At 62.8% G+C, this 20,183-nt stretch carries 10 protein-coding genes and 1 pseudogene; 8 read left to right on the plus strand and 3 right to left on the minus strand.

The window, feature by feature from the left end:
* Window positions 1-82 precede the first annotated feature (82 nt).
* The 6 genes from MU856_RS07240 to MU856_RS07265 all read left to right on the plus strand — a co-directional run bounded on the left by MU856_RS07240 (window position 83) and on the right by MU856_RS07265 (window position 15,803).
* Window positions 83-1,117, plus strand: a complete 1,035-nt coding sequence (locus tag MU856_RS07240) for a M23 family metallopeptidase (protein WP_263588694.1) — start codon at window positions 83-85, stop codon at window positions 1,115-1,117.
* A gap of 460 nt (window positions 1,118-1,577) precedes the next feature.
* The gene (locus MU856_RS07245; protein ID WP_263588695.1) at window positions 1,578-9,791 is read left to right on the plus strand and encodes a DUF5801 repeats-in-toxin domain-containing protein; all 8,214 of its coding nucleotides are present in this window, start codon (window positions 1,578-1,580) and stop codon (window positions 9,789-9,791) included.
* Window positions 9,792-9,884: 93 nt separating this feature from the next.
* Window positions 9,885-11,288: a TolC family outer membrane protein gene (locus tag MU856_RS07250; RefSeq protein ID WP_238929676.1), complete on the plus strand. Its 1,404-nt coding sequence runs from the start codon at window positions 9,885-9,887 to the stop codon at window positions 11,286-11,288.
* 53 nt (window positions 11,289-11,341) lie between these two features.
* Window positions 11,342-13,471, plus strand: coding sequence for a type I secretion system permease/ATPase (locus MU856_RS07255; protein ID WP_062903219.1), 2,130 nt, complete (start codon window positions 11,342-11,344; stop codon window positions 13,469-13,471).
* Window positions 13,468-14,529 (plus strand): cell wall hydrolase, encoded by a 1,062-nt coding sequence (locus MU856_RS07260; RefSeq protein ID WP_263588696.1) that lies wholly within the window; start codon window positions 13,468-13,470, stop codon window positions 14,527-14,529. Before MU856_RS07255 ends, MU856_RS07260 begins: the two co-directional genes overlap by 4 nt.
* On the plus strand, window positions 14,526-15,803 hold the full coding sequence (locus MU856_RS07265) for an HlyD family type I secretion periplasmic adaptor subunit (RefSeq protein WP_062902508.1): 1,278 nt from the start codon (window positions 14,526-14,528) through the stop codon (window positions 15,801-15,803). Before MU856_RS07260 ends, MU856_RS07265 begins: the two co-directional genes overlap by 4 nt.
* A gap of 102 nt (window positions 15,804-15,905) precedes the next feature.
* On the opposite strand, the gene MU856_RS07270 is transcribed toward MU856_RS07265, so the two are convergent.
* The 3 genes and pseudogenes from MU856_RS07270 to MU856_RS07280 form a co-directional block, all read right to left on the minus strand.
* A complete protein-coding gene (locus tag MU856_RS07270; protein WP_062902509.1) occupies window positions 15,906-16,646 on the minus strand; it encodes a response regulator transcription factor in 741 nt (246 codons plus the stop codon).
* 520 nt (window positions 16,647-17,166) lie between these two features.
* Complete coding sequence (locus tag MU856_RS07275; protein ID WP_263588697.1) at window positions 17,167-18,270, minus strand: transglutaminase-like cysteine peptidase; 1,104 nt, start codon at window positions 18,268-18,270, stop codon at window positions 17,167-17,169.
* Between the two features lie 248 nt (window positions 18,271-18,518).
* Window positions 18,519-18,758 (minus strand): annotated as a pseudogene (locus tag MU856_RS07280) (SDR family oxidoreductase); the annotation flags it as partial.
* 29 nt (window positions 18,759-18,787) lie between these two features.
* Here MU856_RS07280 and MU856_RS07285 point away from each other — a divergent pair.
* Entirely contained in the window at window positions 18,788-19,027 is a 240-nt protein-coding gene (locus MU856_RS07285) for a GNAT family N-acetyltransferase (protein ID WP_263588698.1), read from the plus strand.
* Window positions 19,028-19,193: 166 nt separating this feature from the next.
* Window positions 19,194-20,057, plus strand: a complete 864-nt coding sequence (gene asd, locus MU856_RS07290) for an archaetidylserine decarboxylase (protein WP_263588699.1) — start codon at window positions 19,194-19,196, stop codon at window positions 20,055-20,057.
* Window positions 20,058-20,183: the final 126 nt, after the last annotated feature.

Genomic DNA, 20,183 nt, shown 5'->3' on the forward strand with positions numbered 1-20,183 from the left:
AATTTAGTTCGGTCAGCTCCCGCTGGCTAGCCGTGTCCGCCGCCATGCCCCCTGGCGGCGGCCGGCATCGATTTTCCACCCATTGTCACGTTTGCGCCGCGAACGGCCTGCCCGAAACCTGAGCCCAACCATGATGCACATGTTCATCCTGCCTTTGTCGATGGCGTTCGCGGCATTGCAGCCGCTGCCGCCGGACGGCGCCCCTGCACTCAACCTTCCCGTTGACTGCATTGTCGGCCGTTCCTGCCTTATCCAGAAACTGTTTGATCACGACCCGGGGCCGGGCCGCCGCGACTATCGTTGCGGCCAGTTGACGACGAACGGGCATGACGGGATCGACATTCGCCTGCGCACCATGGCCGACATGCGGGCTGGATTTGCAGTCCTGGCCGCGGCACCCGGCACGGTGCTCCGCACGCGCAACGGCGAACCGGACGTCAGCGTCAACAACCGAGGGGCACTCGATGGCAGGGACGCCGGAAATGCGGTCGTAATCGACCATGGCGGCGGCTGGCAGACCCAATATAGCCATCTTCGCCAAGCCAGCATCGCTGTGCGCCCGGGCCAGCGCGTCAGCGGCGGGGAGCGGATCGGGTTGATCGGTTTGTCGGGAAATAGCGAGTTTCCGCATCTGCATTTCACCGTCCGGCATCTCGGTAGGGCCGTCGATCCGTTTGTCGGCACCGCCCCCCTTCCGCCCTGCAATTCCGAAGTCCGCACGACGGGGCTGTGGACAGCGGTGGCGGCGCATTCGCTGGGGTACGAGCCCAGCGCAGTGATCACGGGCGGCCTCGCCTCGGCAGTACCGCCCAAGGCAGTCACCGATCGCGACCCGCCCCCTATGCCGAACGGACGACACGCGCCGCTGATCCTGTGGGTCGATGCGATCGGCGCGCGCGCCGGTGACTATCAGGCATTTTCGATCGCCGGGCCCGACGGACAGATCGTGCATGAACAGCAATCGGTTGTCGAAGGCGGCGGGCTCAGCTGGTTCGCCTATAGCGGCAAACGCGCACCGGCGGCAGGCTGGCCCGCGGGCCGGTACACCGGCCGATATGTGCTAAAGCGCGAAAATGCAATTGTTGCCAGGATCGAAACGACCGCCATGATAAAATGAGATTTTCCATTGAGATCAAAGTATCCAATTCTAGAACTAAATAATATAATCATATTTGCAATTACATATTCAATCATCAAATATTGTTACTCGAAGAGATTGAATTAAAACATCTTTCAGGATAATATTCAACATGAGACAAATCATGGGGACATATTTGATATTTTTAATAATATAAATGGAAAATTAATCCATAAGATATTGTTTTAATACAAAAGTATATGTGCCCTTACCGGAAATTGCCATTGCAGAATCGCCCCCCGGGGTTTGTATTTCCCGGTGAGTGACAAGACGTGGGCACAGGTCGCCAAAGAGAACCCAGCACGATCACAAGAGCTTGCATTGTGGCTCCGCCCTATATCCGGCGCGGAAATGCGGTGCAGTTCGCCGGTGTGCGCAGCGGCCCCGTACTGGCTGCTGACCCGTGACCGGCGAACAAAGGTGCAGGGGGCTTTAGGCGATGGGGTTGAAGCGGAACGAACAGGCCGGCGAAATCGCCACCCCCGCGCGCGCCACCCCGCCCGGCGCGGCCTCGATCCTGCCTGTCGATGGCGTGATCCAGCTTCCACCCGGAACACGCCTCGATGCAATCAAGCTTTCGGGAAACGACCTCGTCGTCACGCTGCCCGACGGGCAAGTCCTGGTCATCGTCGACGGCGCGCTGCGAATCCCGCACATCAAGGTCGGCCCGATCAACATCCCGGCGCCCACCGTTGCCGCCCTGATCGCAGATCAGGAGCCCGAACCCGCCGCCGGGCGGCCGCAAAGCTCGGGCGGCAATTTCGCTCAAACCCCAGGCGACATTGGCGATCCGTTCGCGCTCGGCAACCTGCTGCCGCCGACGGAGTTCGGCTTTCCGAAAATTCCTGCTCTCGAAGTCATTCCCGACGCGCTCGACGACAAACCCCGGGTTGTTATCACGACCCCGGACCAGACGGTCGGGGTCACCGCCGCGACCGCCGTGGTTTCTGAAGCGGCGCTGCCCGCGCGCGACGCCGAACCGGCCGGCAGCAATCCAGACTCGCCGGGCGAAACGACCAGCGGGACGATCCAGATAGCCGCACTTGACCAGCCGGTCGTCGTCACGGTCAATGGCACGGCCGTCACCGCGGTCGGCCAGCTTATCCCGACCCCGCTGGGTCAGTTGACCATCACCAGCATCGCCCCGGGGCTGATCGGGTACACCTACACGTTGACCGACAACAGCACCGACCCCGCCGCGACCGATACGGTAACGATCACCGTTACTGACAACGACGGCGACGTCGGGAGCGCGACGCTGACCCTGATGCTCGAGGACGATGCTCCCATCGCTCGCGCTGACATCGACGATACCGAAGCCGGAAGCCGCCTGCCCGAGTCGGGCAATGTCATCACCGGCGCGGGAACCGCAAGCGGTGCGGACGGCGCCGATACGCCCGGCGCCGACGGGGCAATCGTCACGGGTGTCCGGGGAGGATCGGCGACCGAGTTCGGCCCGACAGGAACGCCGGTGCAGGGCCAATATGGCCGTCTGGCAATCGCGGCCGACGGCACCTACGCCTATGTCCGGTCCGCCGGTACGCCCGGCGGAGTCAGTGATGTCTTTACCTACCAGCTCACCGACGGCGACGGCGATGTATCGACGGCGACACTGACGATCCGCATCGGCGACAGCGCGCCCGCGCTGATCCTGCCCGCAGCGGGCGACGACGGCACCCTCGTCGACGAAGCCGGCCTGCCTGAACGCGATGGCGAAAGCCCCGGTTCGCGTTCGGGCGACGATTCCAACTTCACGTCCGGAACGATCCAATTTTCTGCCGGCGACGGTCCCGCCGCGCTGACGATCAACGGGGTCGCGATCACCGAAGAGGGCCAGGAAATCGCGCTCACCACCGGGACTTTCTATATCGTCTCGATCAACCCCGATTCGATCGAATATTTATTTGCGCTTGCCGACAACACGCTCGGCGCCGCGACGTCGCAGCCGATCACCGTCGGCATCACCGACCTGGACGGCGACACCATCTCCGCCAGCTTCGACATCGATATCCTCGACGACGCGCCCGAAGCGGTCGCCGATTACGACAGCGTCGCTGCGGGCAGTTTTGCCCCGGCCACCGGCAACGTAATCACCGATGCCGAGAATGACGGCGGGCGGGACATCCCCGGGGCCGATGGCGCCAGCGTCTCGTCGGTGTCGGGCGGGGGCGCCGCCGTGGCGGCGGGTGACCCGGTTGCCGGCCTGTATGGCGTGCTGACGCTGAACAGCAATGGCAGCTACAGCTATGTCCGAAATCCCGACACGCCGGGCGGCGTGTCCGAAACCTTCACCTATACGCTGACCGACAGCGACGGCACCTTCGCCACGGCCACCCTCAACATCGCGATCGCCGACGACAGGCCAGACGCTGTGGCCGACGAAGGAGAGGTCGGCGAAGGCCAGACGCTCGAGGTCGATGCCGCGGGCGGGTTGCTCGCCAACGATGACCTGGGCGCGGACGGCACCAAAATCCTGGGCGTGCGCGCCGCTGGCGCAGACCCGTCGGCGGCGGCAACAGGCGGCGTCGGCGCGGTCATCATCGGCCTGTACGGTGAGCTGACAGTCGCCGCCGACGGGAGCTATATCTATGTCGCCAATCCGAATATTGTCCCACCCGGCACCGCCGAAGATGTTTTCGTCTATACGCTTGTCGATGGAGACGGCGATCAGTCGACAACCACCCTGACGATCCGTCTGAGCGACTCGGGATTGTATGCGGACGTCGTTCAGTTGCAGGTCGACGAGGCAGCGCTCGCCGCCGGCAGCGATCCCGAGAGTGACGCGGAAACAGCGTCGGGCGACCTCAATGACAATGTCGTCGGCGGCACGGGACCATTCGAATTTGGCTTGGTCGGCAACGGCGTAGGCACTCATGGGGTATTCACGCTCAATTCCGACGGAAGCTATTCCTACACGCTGACCGGCGCGATCGACGGGCCGACGGATGACGATGGCACCAACCTTGTGCCCACGGTCGAAAGCTTCACCTACACTATAACCGACGCGTTCGGGAATGTGACGCAGAGCGAAATCGTCATCGACGTGCTGGACGATGTGCCGGTCGCACGGCCGGCACCGTCGATCACCGTCGCTGAAGACGCCGCTGCAATTTCGGGCGATTTGCTGGGGAACGATACGCTGGGCACGGACGGGGCCATGGTCACTTCGGTCACGATCGGCAGCGCGATCGTAGCGGTCGCCGCAACCGGCATCACCAGTTACAACACCGCCAACGGCACTTACACATTTCAGGCAAACGGCGCTTGGAGCTTTGATCCGGCGCCGCAGGTCAGCGTGTTTCCGATCCACGCCGACTTCACTTACACGATCACCGACGGTGACGGCGACCAGTCTTCGGCAGTACAGCAAATCCGTCTCGCCGACGGAAGCCTGCCGACCGCAAGCGGTCCGATCCAGCTGACCATCGATGACCAGCATCTCGAAACCGGATCGAGGCCGTCGCCAGCGCAACCCGTCTCGGCCAGCGGCACCATCCTTTTCACACCCGGTTCCGATGCGATCGCGTCGATAGGCTTTGGCGACATTTCGGCGCTGGACGGCGGGCTCAGCTGGACTCTGGGATCGGATAACCAGATCATCGGCTGGGACGCCGACGAAAACCCCGTCGTCGTGATCGGCCTCAGCGTTTCGGGCAATGTGGCGACGGTGACCGCCACCCTGCAATATAATTACGCGCTGCACCCCGATACGACGATCGACGATCTGGTCGATCTGGGGGCGATCGAGGTTGTCGCGATCGACGCCGATGGCGATATAGTCGCAGGAACGGTCAGTATCTCAGTTTCCGACGACGTTCCGTCGATCACTGCCCTGTCGCCCACGACGGGTTTGCTCACGGTTGACGAAACCGACCTGGGCTTCGATGCAACCGCCGATTTCACCAAGCTTTTCAAAATCGTGATGGGCGCGGACGAAGGCACTGTCGGCTATAGTTTCGAAGTGACCACCGCGAGCGGGCTGGTCGATGTCGCGACGGGGTCGAAGATCATTCTGCAGGCGTTCGGCAATGTCGTCGAGGGACGATTGCAGGATTCGCCAACGACCGTCGCGTTCCGCTTGACCGTAGCCTCCGATGGGCAGGCAACGCTCAACCAGATCCGCGCCGTCCGGCATCCCGATGATATGAATCCGGACGATGCGATCACGCTGTCGCCGACGATCATCCGGCTGACCGCGACGGTCACCGACGCCGACGGCGACCATGCATCGGCGCTGGTCGCGATCGGCAACGCGCTGGTGTTCAAGGACGATGGGCCGTCGATCGACGCCACCAACGTCGACACGAATGCGATCACGCTCACCACGCAGGACGCCAACACACGCGGCGACGCGTTCGACGTGGCGACCGCCAATTTTTCGGCGGCCTTTTCGACGTCTCTGGTTAATTTTGGCGCCGATGGCTCCGCGGATGCGGGCACGGTGACCTGGACCTATTCCCTCGCGCTGGGCTCGGCGGCCGCGACCTCCGCCCTGACCAGCCACGGCGTGCCGGTCACGCTGGCCATTATCTCCGGCGAGATCGTCGGCAGCGCGGCCGGTACGCCCATTTTTTCCATCGCCGTGAACGCAGCGACCGGCGTCGTCACGCTGACCCAATTTGCCGAGATCGACCATCCGTTACCGGGTTCGCCCGGCGATTATGCCGCGCAGCTCGTCGAACTGGCGGCCAATCTGGTCGAACTGCGCGGCACCGCGACGATCGTCGATCGAGACGGCGACAGCATTTCGGATACGGTGGCGGTGGATCTGGGCGGCAATATCCGCTTTGCCGACGATGGCCCGTCGATCGCCGCCGGCGGGACCGCGTCGCCCTTGACGGTCGATGAAAGCAATTTTGCCGCCGATGCGACCGTCGATCTGTCGGGCCTTTTTGCCGGAACGACCGACGCCGGCGCCGATGGCCCGGGCGCCGTGACCTATGAGCTTGGCGTTGCCGCCGGGGCCAGCGGCCTCATCGATTCGCTGACGGGCGAAGCGGTGATCCTGTCGATCGAGGGCGGCGTCGTTTTCGGGCGCACCTCGACGCACGAAGTCTTCCGCATTTCGGTGGTGCCCGGCGGCCTCGTCACTTTCGACCAGTCGCGCGCGATCCTGCACACGCCCGACAGCGGCCCCGACCAGGCGCTTTTCCTGGCGGGTAGCAATCTGATCACGCTGACCGCGATCGCAACGGACGGCGATGGCGACACCGCGCGAACGACGACCGACATCACCGGGCAATTTGCGATCCGCGACGATGCTCCGAATGCGGTGGATGACCAGGACAATGTATCGCGCGACGGAGAGGTTTTTGCCGACGGCAATGTGCTGACCGGACTTGGCGGGACCGACGCCAATGGCATGGACGGATCGTCCGACAATGCAGGCGCTGATGGCGGGCTGATGGTTGTCGGCGTGGCATTCGGAGCATCCACGGGAACGCCGGGGGCCGTCCTTTCGGGCAACTATGGCTCGATCGTCATCGCCGCGGACGGCAGCTACCGCTACGACCTCGATCCCAGCGATCCAGCGGTTGTCGCGCTCAATCCCGACACGACGCTGACCGAAAGCTTTGAATATACGGTGCGCGACGCCGACGGCGACACGTCGGTCGCGACGCTCACCATCTCTATCACCGGGATCAATGATTTCCCTGTTGCGCGCGGCGATACCAACTGGGTGCTTGACGGCGTCAGCGGTTCGGACCCATTCGCTGCCGGTAATGTGTTGCAGGACATCGCGCATTCCGGTGCGCCCTTTGGCAGCTTTGCCGATGTCGCGGATAATGATCCCGACCTGGAGGTGATCACCGTCACGTCGGCAGGAACATATGTGGGCCTCTACGGCACGCTCGTGATCGATGCTGGCGGCAGCTACACATACACGCTCGACGAGGACAAGCCCGTCGTCAACGCGCTCGACAGCGGACAGACACTGACCGAAAGCTTCGCCTATACGATCAGCGACGGATCGCTGTCGGTCGGCTCCACCCTGACCATCACGGTGTTCGGAAACAACGATGTACCAACGATCGGCACCGCGATCGCGCGGGTGTCGGAAGAAGGCCTGCCGAGCGGGCTGCCAGACACGGCACCGAATGCGACGCTCGACACCACCAACAGCGCCGTAATCAGCGGTACGCTCGCCATAGCCGACGCCGACGCCGGTGAAACACTGACCGCAACCCTCGGCGATCCCGGTGCGGTGCTGACTGCGGGTGGCAGCGCGGTCGCCTGGACCGGCGTCGGCACCGGAACCTTGATCGGTTCGGTCGGCGGATCGGAGGTTATTCGCGTCACGCTGGCATCGAACGGCGCCTATACGGTCACCCTGTTGCGCGCCGTCGACCATCCCAATGTCACGCTCGAGGACCTTAAGGGTTTCTCCGTGCCCGTGTCGGTGTTCGACGGCACGACGACGACGACCAGCGCATCGGCAATCCAGATTGTGATCGAGGATGACGCCCCGACCGCCACCGGCGAAACCGGATCGTCGTCGCAGCCGATGCAGGATGTGAACACGCTCTTCATCCTCGATTTCAGCGCCAGCATCGACGATGGCGAACTCAACACGATGCTCGATGCCGTTCAGGGCGCGCTGACGCAGCTTGATAGCGCCGCGTCGGGCGCATTAGCGATCAAATTCGTGATCTTCTCCTCGGGCTCGTTCGCATCGGAATCCTTTTCGACCGCGGCCGACGCGAATGCGTATCTCGACTCGCTCAATCCGGCAGCGGGCGGCCAGCGGCCGTCGGAGGACGATATCGGGCTCAATACCAATTACTCTGGCGCCATCCAGACGGCGCTGGCCAATTTCGCCGCGATCCCCGGCGCCAGTAACCAGGTCTTTTTCCTTAGCGACGGCAACCCGAACCAGCAGATCCAGTTCGGCGGCATTCCGCCATCGGTTATCAATTCGCTGACGGCAGCCACGGCGACAGCCTGGGACGACTTTGTCGACGGCAATGGCGTTAATGTTACCGCGATCGGTATCGACAACAATCCATTGCAACCACTCAACATACAGCGGTTACAAGACATCGACCTGAACGCGGCACCGGGCAATGCCCCTATCCTGGTCGACGATTTCGAAGATCTGGTCCCGACCTTGCTGTCGGTCATCGTCCCGTCGGCGGTGTCGGGCGATCTCGACGCGAACGATTTCTTGGGTGCCGACGGCGGCCGCCTGCTTTCGATCACCGTCGGCTCGACCACCTATAACTGGGACGGCGCTTCGAGCATCGCCGTATCGAGCGGCGGCAGCATTGCTGGGACGACCCTGAACGCGATAGCGACCCCGATGGGCGGCACACTCACCCTGAACTTCGCGACGGGCCAGTATAACTACCAGCCGCCCAGCCCGATCACGGTGACCGCGACCGAAGTGTTCACCTATGTGCTCACCGACCGCGACGGCGACACCGCAACCGCCAACCTGTCGGTCACCATCACCGCACTCGCGCCGCCGATCGCCGTCGACCTCGACGGTGACGGGGTGGAATTTGTTTCGAACGCGGCCGGGGCCAGCTTTGACTATGATGGCGACGGCATCGCCGAAACCACTGCATGGGTCGGCGCCGATGACGGGCTGTTGGCGATTGACAAAAATGGCGACGGCAAAGTCAACAACGGATCCGAGCTGGTCTTCGGCAGCGGCGTGCTGTCCGACTTGCAGGGGCTAGCCGCCGCCTATGACAGCAACGGCGACGGCAAGCTGGACGCCGCCGATGCCGAGTTTTCAAAATTCGGGATCTGGCAGGATGCCAACGGCAACGGCATGACCGACGCGGGCGAATTCCGCTCGTTGGTCAGCGAAGGCATCATCGCTATATCGCTGACGCCAGATGGACGCGCCTATGTCGCCGCTAACGGACAGGTGGAGGTCCGGGGCGAAGCGCTTTATACGCGCGCCGACGGCATCACCGGCAAGCTGGCGGATGCAGCTTTCGCGACCAACTTCGCCGATCAGCAGCGGATTGCCGCAATCAATGGTACGGCGGGGGTTTCGACTGCAATGCTGGTCGCAGGGCTTGCCGCAACGGCCCCGCTGGCCGCTTACCCACCGGGAGCACCCGACGGCGAAATCTCGGTTTCCGGCCCGCAGGTCCCGGTGCCGAGCGAAGCGGCGGAACAATCACTGACCCTGCCCGAAGCAAAAGCCGACGGCTTGGTCCACGAATTCTATTCTGGCCCCGAGATCGCCCGGATCGAGCGCGAGGATACCTCGTGTCGGATAAGCGACGACGACCGCGATGCGGTGCATGACGACACAGCCGATACGGCGCCGCCCGATCCGGACTACGTCGGGTTGCTAGCGGCAACCGAAATCGACCTTCCACCCGAACCGGCGAGTTCTTCCGCATCGGGCGATCAGATACAGTTGACGACGACGCCGCAACCAGTGACCGCTACCGCTGCGGCGCAGATCGGCACAATCGTCACCGCTGCCCTGGAGGGGCCGGCGGTCGAACTCGACGCCTTGCTGGGACCCGTGGAGCCTGCCGAACCGGTACTCGCCCGCATCATGCTGGGCGTCGGCGGGATCGGCGACGGGATCGGCGGCGGCGCATCGGGCCACTCGTTCATCGCCGATCTCACACAGCAACATGTCGTGGTTCAGCTCGAGCAGATAGCGTCGGCCGGGCACGCCTGAACCACAGGCGGCGATGTCGGTCAGGACGAACCACGGGCGCAGACCAGAGATCACGCAGAAGGATATTCGACTTCGACCGGACAATGCAGGGGAATGATGATGTCGAAATTTCGCACCGCAGCCTTGTCGCTCACCGCCGTGGCGCTTGCCACGACGCACGACGTGGGCTGGGCCCAGCGGATCGAGCTGAAGACTGCAGTCGAGACTGCGGTCCAGACCAATCCCGAAATCAACCAGGCGATCGAGAACAAGACCGCGATCGAATTTGAACGCGAGCAGGCGCAGCGCCTGTTTGCCCCGCGCATCTCGGTCGAGGGATCGGTCGGCATCCGCCGCCTTGAAAATGGCACGCGCCGCGCGCTCGGCATCGCCGATGACGTGCTTTATCCGATGGAAGGCAGCCTCAACGTCGAACAAACCTTGTTCGACGGCGGCGTGCGCCGCAACGAGGTGCGGCGCCAAGCCGCGCGTACCGACGGCGCCGCGTTCCGTGTCGAGGAACGCTCGCAGTTCATTGCGCTCCAAGTTACGCGCCAGTATCTCGACTATCTGTTGCAACAACGGATTGTCGCGGCATCCGAAGACAATATTGATTTCCACAGCAAGCTGGTGACCGACCTGCGCGAAGGCGTCGCGAAAGGCTCGCTCAGCATCGCCGACCAGCAACAGGCCGAGGAACGCCAGCAGGCCGCCCGCGCGCGGGTGACCGAAGCAAATCTTGACCTTGTCAATACCTCGGCCTCATTCCGCACCCTGACCGGCCTCGACCTTGTTGACGGTGCGGCCTTGCCGCCGTCTCTGGCAGACAGCATTCCAGCCACGCTCGAAGACGCGCTTGCCCGTGCCCGCGAACGCAACCCGCGCGTGCTTGAAGCGCAGGCGGACCTTGATGCCGCGCATTTGCTGCTGCGCAAGGCAAAGGCCGAATTATCGCCGACACTGGCGCTTGAAGGCAATGCGCGGATCGGCGACGACATCGACGGTTTCCGCGGCGAAACCAACGACCTGCGCGCCGGGGTGGTGCTGCGTTGGGATGTCTTCAACGGCGGCCTCAAGCGATCGAAGGTGCAGGAAATGCATCGGCGCGAAAAGGAAGCGCGCTATCGGGTGGATCAGATGATCCGCGAAGCCGAAGAGGATGTGCGCGTCGCGTGGAACACCTGGGATGCACAAGGCAAGCTGGTTAAAGAGCTGGAAGAGCAGAGCCGGGTTTCGGACGAATTGCTGCGCTCGTACCGCGCACAGTTCAATGTCGGTCGCCGCTCGTTGCTCGATGTTCTCGACGCGCAGAATACGCGCTACAACGTCCAGGTACGTGCCGAGACCGCGAAGTTCGCGCAATTCTATTCGGAGTTCAAACTGCTTGCGGCGCTCAACGACCTGCTTGCGGCGATGGATGTCCAGCCGCCCGCGGCGGCCGCCGCGACCGCACGCGAGCGCTTCAAGGTTCAGCCAACCCCGGAAATGAACCCCGAAGCGATGCGGGATCCCACATGAACTATCCGGCCGACGCCCGTGGGGCGCGACAGTCGCGCCGAACGTCCCCCGCAATGGGTTTCGAAGCGTGGCGCAGTACCCCGGCGCAAGGCGACGAACTGCTTGCGTCGGTGGCGGCGATTGCCGCGCTGTTCGAGCGCCCTTTTTCTGACCTGAGGGCAAAGAAGGGGCTGGCGCTCGACGACGACGGTCTACTTCCGCTCGATCAGATCGATCATGCGCTCGACGCCGTCGGCCTCCGCTGCCACTTGGTACGCCGACCGCTGTCTGCATGGAATTCGCACGACGTCCCGGCCATTCTGTTGCTAGCCGACGACCGCCCGGTGGTCCTGACCGCGATGGAGGGCAATGACTGTTGGATCCGCCTGCCAGGCGACCCAAGCGACCTTCAGATCGAATGCAGGCTGCTTAAGGCCGACTATTCGGGACGAGGGGTCATTGTGCGCCACAATCCCGCCAGCGAAGCCGTGCGCGAACGCCCGTGGGACGAGGTTACGAGACAGCACTGGTTCTGGAGCGAGGTGTGGAAAGAGCGGAGCCAATTTGGCTATGTGATGTTCGCGTCGCTGCTCATCAATCTGCTCGCTTTCGCGATGCCATTGTTCACAATGAACGTGTACGATCGCGTTATTCCAAACAAGGCGGCGGCCAGCCTGTGGACGCTGGCACTCGGCGCGTTGTTTGCCATCGCGGTCGAATATGGGCTGCGGCTGGCGCGCACCGGACTGATCGACGAGGTCGGGCGCGGGATCGATGCGCGGCTGTCGCAGCGCCTGCTCGACAAGGTTCTCAACCTGCCGATGGCGACCCAGCGCGGCAGCACCGGCGCGCTCGCGCGGCGGGTGACCGATTACGAACAGGTCCGCGATTTCTTTGCCTCGACGACCATTGTGCTGGTGACCGACATCCTGTTCCTGGTCGTGTTCGTTGCGCTCATCGCGGTGCTCGGCGGCTGGCTGGCAGTCATTCCGATGGTGGCGATGGTCGTCATGCTCGCGATGGGCTGGGTGTTGCAGCGTCGGATGAGCGCCGCCGTTGCGGACGCACAGGTCGATTCCAGCATGCTGCAGACAACGCTGGTCGAAACGATTGGAAGCCTGGAAACCGTCAAAGCCTGCCGCGCCGAGGGCCGGATGCTCGGCAAATGGCGGCGCTTGTCGGCATCGAACGCCTATACGCAGGAGGAAATGCGCAAGCTGACTGCAACCGCGGTCAACTTGGCGACACTGTGCCAGCAGGCGACTAGCGTCGCCCTGATCATTGGCGGCTTCTATCTGTTCAACGCGGGAATCATTTCGATGGGCGCGATCATCGCGATCGTAATGCTAGCCAGCCGCTCGCTCGCCCCGGTCGGCCAACTCGCCTTCCTTATGACCCGCGGACGGCAGGCGTTTGTTACGCTGAAAAGCCTGCAACAGTTGATGGATCAAGAGGACGAGCGCGACAAGGGCAGCCGATCGATCACCCCCGAAGTACGCGAGGGACGGTTGCAGCTCGACCATGTCAGCTTTCGCTACCCCGACACCGAACGGGAATCGCTGGCCGACATCAACCTGGTCATCGAGCCCGGCGAACGCGTCGGGCTGATCGGCCGCGTCGCCTCGGGTAAATCCACGCTCGGGCGCGTGCTGTGCGGCCTCTATGATCCCACCAGCGGTAGTTACCGCATCGACGGGCTGGAAAGCCGCCAATATGATCCGCACGACCTGCGTTCGACTTTGCGCTTCGTCGGCCAGGATGCCGAGCTGTTCAGCGGCACTGTGCGCGAAAACCTCTTGGTCGGCGCCAGCGAGGCCGACGACGCCAGCATCATCGATGCCGTTCGCCGGTCGGGCGCCGATGAATTTCTAGGCCGAGACACGGCGGGTTTCGATTTTCATATCGGCGAACGCGGAGCGCGCCTGTCAGGCGGTCAACGCAGCTTTCTCGTCCTTGCGCGCGCGCTGATGGGCCCGGCAAATTTGATGTTCCTCGACGAGCCGACCGGCGCGATGGACAGCCAGACCGAAAAGCATTTCGTCGACCGGCTGAAGGCGGCTATACCTGCCGACCAGACGATGATCATCGCAACCCACCGGATGACCGTGCTGGGTCTGGTCGACCGTCTCATCGTCATGGACCACGGCCGCATCGTCGCGGATGGACCGCGCGACGTAATCCTGGCGCAGCGAGCGGTATCATGACCGCTGCAACTGCCCGGCGATATGGGACCGTTGCCCGCGACGACAGCCGGCGCACCATATTGTGGCTCGTGGTCATGGCGGTGGTGGTGACCCTGCTGACCTCGCGGACGATGTGGAACCAGCTTTTCGACTTCGCAGGCAGCGATACGCCCGAGGCCGAGTACGACAGCGCCGACACCCCCGTGATCACCGACCGGGAAATTGCGCGGCTCATCAAGCTGACCGAAGAACCCGCGACGACACCGATTCTGGCACCCGATACGGCGATGACGCGCAATCAGGCAATCCCCTTTTACACCGGGCCGGTTGCATCGGCGCGACCCTTTCATGCGATAACAGTCGATCGACAGGCGGCGTTGACCGCGCTGCGCTGTCTGACCCAGGCCGTCTATTTCGAGGCGGCGTATGAGCCTATCGCGGGACGACGCGCGGTCGCGCAGGTCGTGATCAATCGTGCTCGGCACCCCGCTTTCCCCAAATCGATCTGCGGTGTGGTCTATCAGGGGGTCAACCGCCCCGTGTGCCAGTTCAGCTTCACCTGCGACGGCTCACTGAGCCGGCGGCCCGATCCAGCCAAGTGGCGAGAGGCTGAAGATGTGGCACGCGCCGCGCTAGCGGGCTATGTCGAGCGTTCGGTCGGTCATGCGACCCATTATCATGCCAATTACGTGTCGCCCTATTGGGCACCGAAGCTGGTCAAGATCGCGCAGCTGGGCGCGCATATCTTTTATCGATGGCCCGGAAAATGGGGTGCCCCTGGGGCGTTTTCGGGCCGCTACAGCGGCGTCGAAGTCATCCCGACGATATTGGCGCGCAGCGCGGTCAAACGACCGCCCGAAGCCGGCGAAGGCGGCGGGAAGATCGAGGGATCATCGGCCAGCGCGCGCGAAGCCATGCAGGACCGCCGCGCAGACAACGACGCCGGCGGCCGGCTCGACCCCGCGCTGGGCTGGCAACTAGCGATTCCCGAAGCCGAGCAGATCAGCCGCGCTTCGCGGATGATGGCGCGGCAACAGGCCGGCGAATTCGATGTCGCCATTAAGGAGAGCGGACCATGATCAGATCACGGCCCTATGTGGGCACGCGCCGGGTCATTCTGGCGTCAGGCGTCGGCATGTTCGTCTTCGTCAGCTGGGCCAGCTTTGCGCAGGTCGATGAAGTCACTCGCGGCCAAGGCCGTGTCATACCGTCGAGCAAGGCGCAGATCGTCCAGTCAGCCGAGCCGGCGACGATATTGGACATCGTGGTGCGGTCGGGGCAGCCGGTTCGCAAAGGCCAGTTGCTGGTGCGGCTCGACGATACTGAATCTTCATCACAGCGGGGCCAGATCGAGGCTGAAAATCGCTCGCTCGCCGCGCGCGCTGCACGGCTGGACCGGGAGGGCAATGGTGGCGCGGCAGCCGATTGCGCCCCGGACCGCCGCGGCATCCGCCCTGCCGAGTGCAGTCAGGAAGCCGATCTGCAATCGGTGCGCGCCGCGACCCAGCGTAGCCGCCGGATGGCATTGTCCGCAGCGGTCGAGCAGCGTCGCCGGGACTATGGCGAGGCGCAGGCGACGATTGCCTCGCTGCGGTCGAGCCTGTCGCTGGCACAAGACCAGGTCGATCTGCTCGCGCCCCTCGCAGCCAAATCGATCGTGCCGCAAACCGAATTGCTCAACGCCCAGCGCGAGGTGACCGAGGTACGCGGCAAGCTTGCTGCCGCCGAGCAAGCGGCTTCGCGCGCCGCCGCCGCGATCAGTGAGGCACAGGCACAGGTTGCTGCGGCTGGGCTGGAGTTTCGTCAGGAGGCGCTCGACGAACGCAGCCAGATCGTCGCCAAGTTGGCAGTCAATTCGGAGTCGCTTCGCGGCGCCGCGGGACGCCAGCAACGCAGCGAAATCCGCTCGCCCGCCAATGGCATCGTCAACGACGTCCAGGTAACAACGGTAGGCGGGTTCGTGCAAGCCGGGCAAAAAATCATGCAGGTCGTGCCGGTCGGCGATAAACTTCTCGTCGAGGCACGCGTCGCGCCGCGCGACATCGCCTTCATCAAGGTCAACGACCGCGCCAACGTCAAGGTCACCGCCTATGATTTTGCGATCTATGGTGGTCTGTCGGGACGCGTCGTCCAGATTTCGCCCGACAGCTTGTATGACGAGACAATGAAGGAAGCCTATTTCACAGTCGTCGTCGAAACCGACGTTGCCTATCTGAAAAGTGGCCGTCGCAAGTTACCGATCACGCCAGGGATGGTTTGCGATGTCGAGGTGCTGACGGGCAAGAAGAGTGTGCTCAGCTATTTGTTCAAGCCGTTCCTGCGTGCGCGCTCGGAGGCGTTTACCGAACGCTGACGAATGCCCGAGACAATTGCGAATGGCGGAGACAGTTGCGACAAGGGAGCTGCGGTAGCTGGCGCAATCCCCTTTTTGATATCACCGCCGAGCTCGATCGCCTCAGGCGGCGCGTCCGGGCAGCGGCGGTGGCCTAAACGGCGCGCGAACGGGTCTTACCTCGCGGAGGTTTAACTGAACCGGCTCCCCCAGGCCATTCTTGACCCCCCAGGTTGCCGCTTGGGTACGATTCTCCACCCCCAGCTTGCGCAGGATCGCCTTGACATGAACCTTGACCGTGGCCTCGCAAATGCCGAGCTGCCGAGCGATGACCTTGTTCGCCATCCCGGCCATGATGCTTTCGAGGATTTCGATCTCGCGGCCGGACAGCCCCACCGAGGCAGCGCTGCTTTTCCAGTCTCCGCCGAGCGCTGCCGGAACCCAGCTGGTCAAATTGTTGACCAGCTGTGATGGGAAAACCTTCTCGCCCAGCGCCGCCAGCTTGATCGATCCGACCAGCGGCGCGCACAGGATTTCCTTGATGATAACGGCATCGACACCAATCTGAAACGCCTCGACTACGTCCTCAAAGACATAATGGTCGAACAGTAACGCCAGGCGTGCATGGTCTTTTTTCGTGGCCAGCCGCCGACAGGCGTCGAGGCCAAAGCCGGTATCGCCGCCATCGACGACGATCACGTGAATATCGACATCATCCGCTACTCGCCCCAACGGGTCGAACAGCGCCGAAGCATCGGACACCGATGCCTGGATCTGAAAGCTTTCGCCGGAAAGGATGTTGCGTAACCCCTCCCTCGCGATCTCATATCTCGCCAATAAAGAAATCTTGATCAACTGCGACATTTCCGCCTCCGCTGAATTACCAGTCAAGGCGACCCCACCGGTCTGGGCCTCGGTCTAAACTCCAGATCCGCTTCGATATTCGTCGCGGTGGATTCCCCGCGTTAAAAAGTTAACTTTTCCATTCTGTTGCCCAAAGATTAACCGAAAGGTTATACAACTAAATGACAGAATCTACGACAATTTTGACAACTACCCACAAAGAGTGATGGTTGATTTCGCGGCAAGGTTGCTCGCGACTGAACCAGATGGCCCGAAGCGACAGTAAGTGCAGGAAACACAAAGGTTTAGGGTTCACTCGCAATGCGGCCATGTCACTAGCCTTTCGAGTGATCGGGATGGCATCACACGGCCGGGTCGCGACTACAAACCCTAACGATTCTGGTTAATGCAAAGCCCTCGGACGATCAATGTTTGGATTCTAACCCATCATAGGCGCGAATCGGCTTTGTTGCGGACTGATTGGGGCGTTTATCTTCTGGCACCCGGCGATCAAGGCGCGAACATTCTTGGGTCAAGACCATTAATTCCCGATCGAAGCGTCGAAATTGCGAAGATATCGGGGTTGGGAAGGTGCCGCGGGTTGCATCGCAACCCGCAAGGCCGCGAGGGAGAAGGCCTTCGCCGACGCCTTTGGCGCCGCTGCGGCGGTCCTCACTACGCCCGCCCCAGTGTCCCGGTAGCCGTGAACCCAGCGCCGATCGCCGCTGAACGACATCATGGGGCGCATAGCGATGGCCTGTCGCCCATCCAAGATGCGGTCAGTCATGTTATCGAGCACCACCCAGCCCGCCGCCGATCGCACGAGTAATAATGCATGGTCGGAGCTGACCGCCATGTCGCGCAGCAGGACAAGCTTCATCCGGTCATCGTCGATACCGGCTGCCCGTAACATCTGCATTTTCAAGATCGCGAAATCTTCGCAATCGCCTCTGCCCCGCGCCACCGTCTCTTCAGCGGTCGCCCAAAAGTCTCGTTGCCGATAGTTACTCTCGTCGTCGGCATAGGCGATCTGGCGATTCACCCATTGATTGACACGCTCGAGCGTCGCCTCCTCGCTCAAATCTTGTGTTACCGCAGCGCGATCGAGTTGCGCCCGCATCACGCGCACGGAAGGCGCCCGGCGAACACGCAACCAGCGATCGTCAAAACGCGTTGTTTCAACAGGGATTGCGATGGTCCCAAGCTCGCTGCTGTCGTCCGCCAGCCCCCTTTCCATCGCTGCTAGCGGCGTTGTGCACTCGACGCGAATAGATACAGCATCCGCTCGATCCGCCCCGAACACAGGGTCGGCGCCCCGCGTGAGCGCGCGAACGGCGATCGAATTGCCGGGGGCAGGAACAGCGCCGAGCGTCGCCGCGGGTCGCTCCTGACTCATCCGAACGCGGCTGAGCGCGCTGGGAGCGCCGGCCTCCGACGCACGCTCGCCACCGAAATCCGGACCCGCCGGTGCCAGCAGGGCGCTCCTGCGGCAAGTGTCGGCGATCGCAAAAGCTTTGGCATTGCCAATCTTTGTCGCGGACGATTCAATTGCGGCATGCGCCGTGGCCGGCGCCATCGCCGCACCTGCGGTCAACGCCAGTGCGGTTACGCTGGCGATGGTGGAAGAGCGAGACCATCCGAACATGCCGACAGCAATGCCGCAACACCGTGAGAATTCGCTTCATCATCATGGTTAACGTGGCACTTCTTTCCTAACCGGTTCCAGCGATGCACGGCTGGGAAACCGCCGGAATTAACTTGGCGCACTCCTCAACGCATTCCCGTCCCCAACATGGAAATCCGCAAAATGTTTGACGAGGCACCAAAGGGGCCCCGTCATTGCCGTCATCCCCTCCACCTCAAAAGATGAGAAAAATTTAAGCCGCCATCATCCTATGGGTCTTGTACCGCCGTGCGGCCGTGCGGATGGAGAACCTGGCCTGGCATGCAGCTGCTGTCATCGCAGGCGAGAAAGAGGAAGCTTGGCGCCACTGCATTCGGCTCGCCGGGCCGCTTCATCGGTCTGGACTCGCCAAAGCTCGCCATCTTGTCGGCTGGCGGACCGCCGCGCGGGTTGAGCGGAGTCCAGATCTGGACGGGGGCGATCGCATTTATCCTAATGCCGTTTCGGACAGATTTTCGTTCCGACGCTGCAGCACGGCTTGGTCGGCCGAGTGACCCTGCTGGTGGTCGACGGCGACTATCGCCGCCGGTGGATTGGAACGGCGCTTCTTCCCGCGGCCGAGACGGCGCTCGCCAAGGCCGGATGCGCCCTGATCGAGGTCATGAGCGACATTATGATCGACAACGCCACCAACTTCTTTCGCGCGTTGAAGTTCGAGCAGAAGAGTTTCCGGCTCGTGCGCGCGGCAGGATCGCCGCAAAAGCCCCGGCGCGGCTGAGCGCGCGCCAGCCGCCAAGTCTCAAGGCTTTCTGGGACCTTCAATCGCTCAATTCTTGCCTTACGACATCACGACACGGCATCATCGCGGGAACGAAGCGCCGAGCGCCACGTCCTTTTTCCATGCGGTCTACCGGGTCTTCGCATGATCGACCAATGGATGAGATATGTTCGAGCGCCTGAGAATCCTTGCCCAGCACGCGCTACCGAAGCGGCGCCTTACCGAATTGGCCGGCCGCGTCGCCGCCTCGTCCGGCCGCCACACTCCCAGGCTTATCCAGTGGTTCGTTGCGAGATATGGCGTCGACATGAGCGAGGCCGAAAATCCGGATCTTCGCAGCTATGCAAGCTTCAACGACTTCTTCACGCGCCCGCTGAAGGCCGGCGCCCGGCCGCTCGCCGACGCCGATTTCATCTGCCCGGTCGATGGCGCCATGAGCCAGTTCGGGTCGATCGACGATCATCACATCGTCCAGGCCAAGGGCCACCGCTTCACTACCGCTGACCTGTTGGGCGGCGACAGCGCGCTCGCCGCGACCTTTCGCGACGGCAGTTTCGCAAACCTCTATCTCTCGCCGAAGGATTATCACCGACTGCACATGCCCTGCGATGGCGAGCTTACACGCATGGTCTACGTCCCCGGGGCGTTATTCTCGGTCAACCCGACCACGGCGCGCGGGGTGCCCGGTCTCTTCGCGCGCAACGAGCGCGTCATATGCCTGTTCAAGTCCCCCTCCCACGGGCGCTTCGCGATGATCCTCGTGGGAGCGACCATCGTCGGCAGCATCGCGACGGTTTGGCACGGCGCGGTAAATGCGAAGCGATCCGGCGAGATATCCGAATGGCCCTACGCCAGCTCTGAAGTCGTCCTGCGCAGAGGCGAAGAGATGGGACGCTTCCTCCTCGGCTCCACCATCGTGATGCTGTTCGAGAAGGACGCCATCGCTTTCAACCCCGAGTGGTATCCCGAGCGACCGGTGCGGCTCGGCGAACCCATGGGCAGCGCTTCTCCGGGCAACCGTAGCCTATAGCCGGCTCTTTGTCGCAAACGGCCTGCATGTGAGCAAACGGCGGCGTGCCTCTTCGATGCCGGACGAGACCGGACGAGACCCGAAGATCGCCGACGATCCGTTCCCGGCACCGAAGCGTTTCGAACC

The sequence above is a fragment of the Sphingopyxis sp. GC21 genome (genome assembly GCF_025727575.1).
Lineage (GTDB): Bacteria > Pseudomonadota > Alphaproteobacteria > Sphingomonadales > Sphingomonadaceae > Sphingopyxis > Sphingopyxis terrae_A.

Coding starts and splice junctions, on each gene's coding strand:
- MU856_RS07260 (WP_263588696.1), top strand. CDS start 13,468: ATGACCGCTGCAACTGCCCGGCGATATGGGACCGTTGCCCGCGACGAC.
- MU856_RS07250 (WP_238929676.1), top strand. CDS start 9,885: ATGATGATGTCGAAATTTCGCACCGCAGCCTTGTCGCTCACCGCCGTG.
- MU856_RS07270 (WP_062902509.1), bottom strand. CDS start 16,646: ATGTCGCAGTTGATCAAGATTTCTTTATTGGCGAGATATGAGATCGCG.
- MU856_RS07265 (WP_062902508.1), top strand. CDS start 14,526: ATGATCAGATCACGGCCCTATGTGGGCACGCGCCGGGTCATTCTGGCG.
- MU856_RS07275 (WP_263588697.1), bottom strand. CDS start 18,270: ATGTTCGGATGGTCTCGCTCTTCCACCATCGCCAGCGTAACCGCACTG.
- MU856_RS07255 (WP_062903219.1), top strand. CDS start 11,342: ATGGGTTTCGAAGCGTGGCGCAGTACCCCGGCGCAAGGCGACGAACTG.
- MU856_RS07245 (WP_263588695.1), top strand. CDS start 1,578: ATGGGGTTGAAGCGGAACGAACAGGCCGGCGAAATCGCCACCCCCGCG.
- asd (WP_263588699.1), top strand. CDS start 19,194: ATGTTCGAGCGCCTGAGAATCCTTGCCCAGCACGCGCTACCGAAGCGG.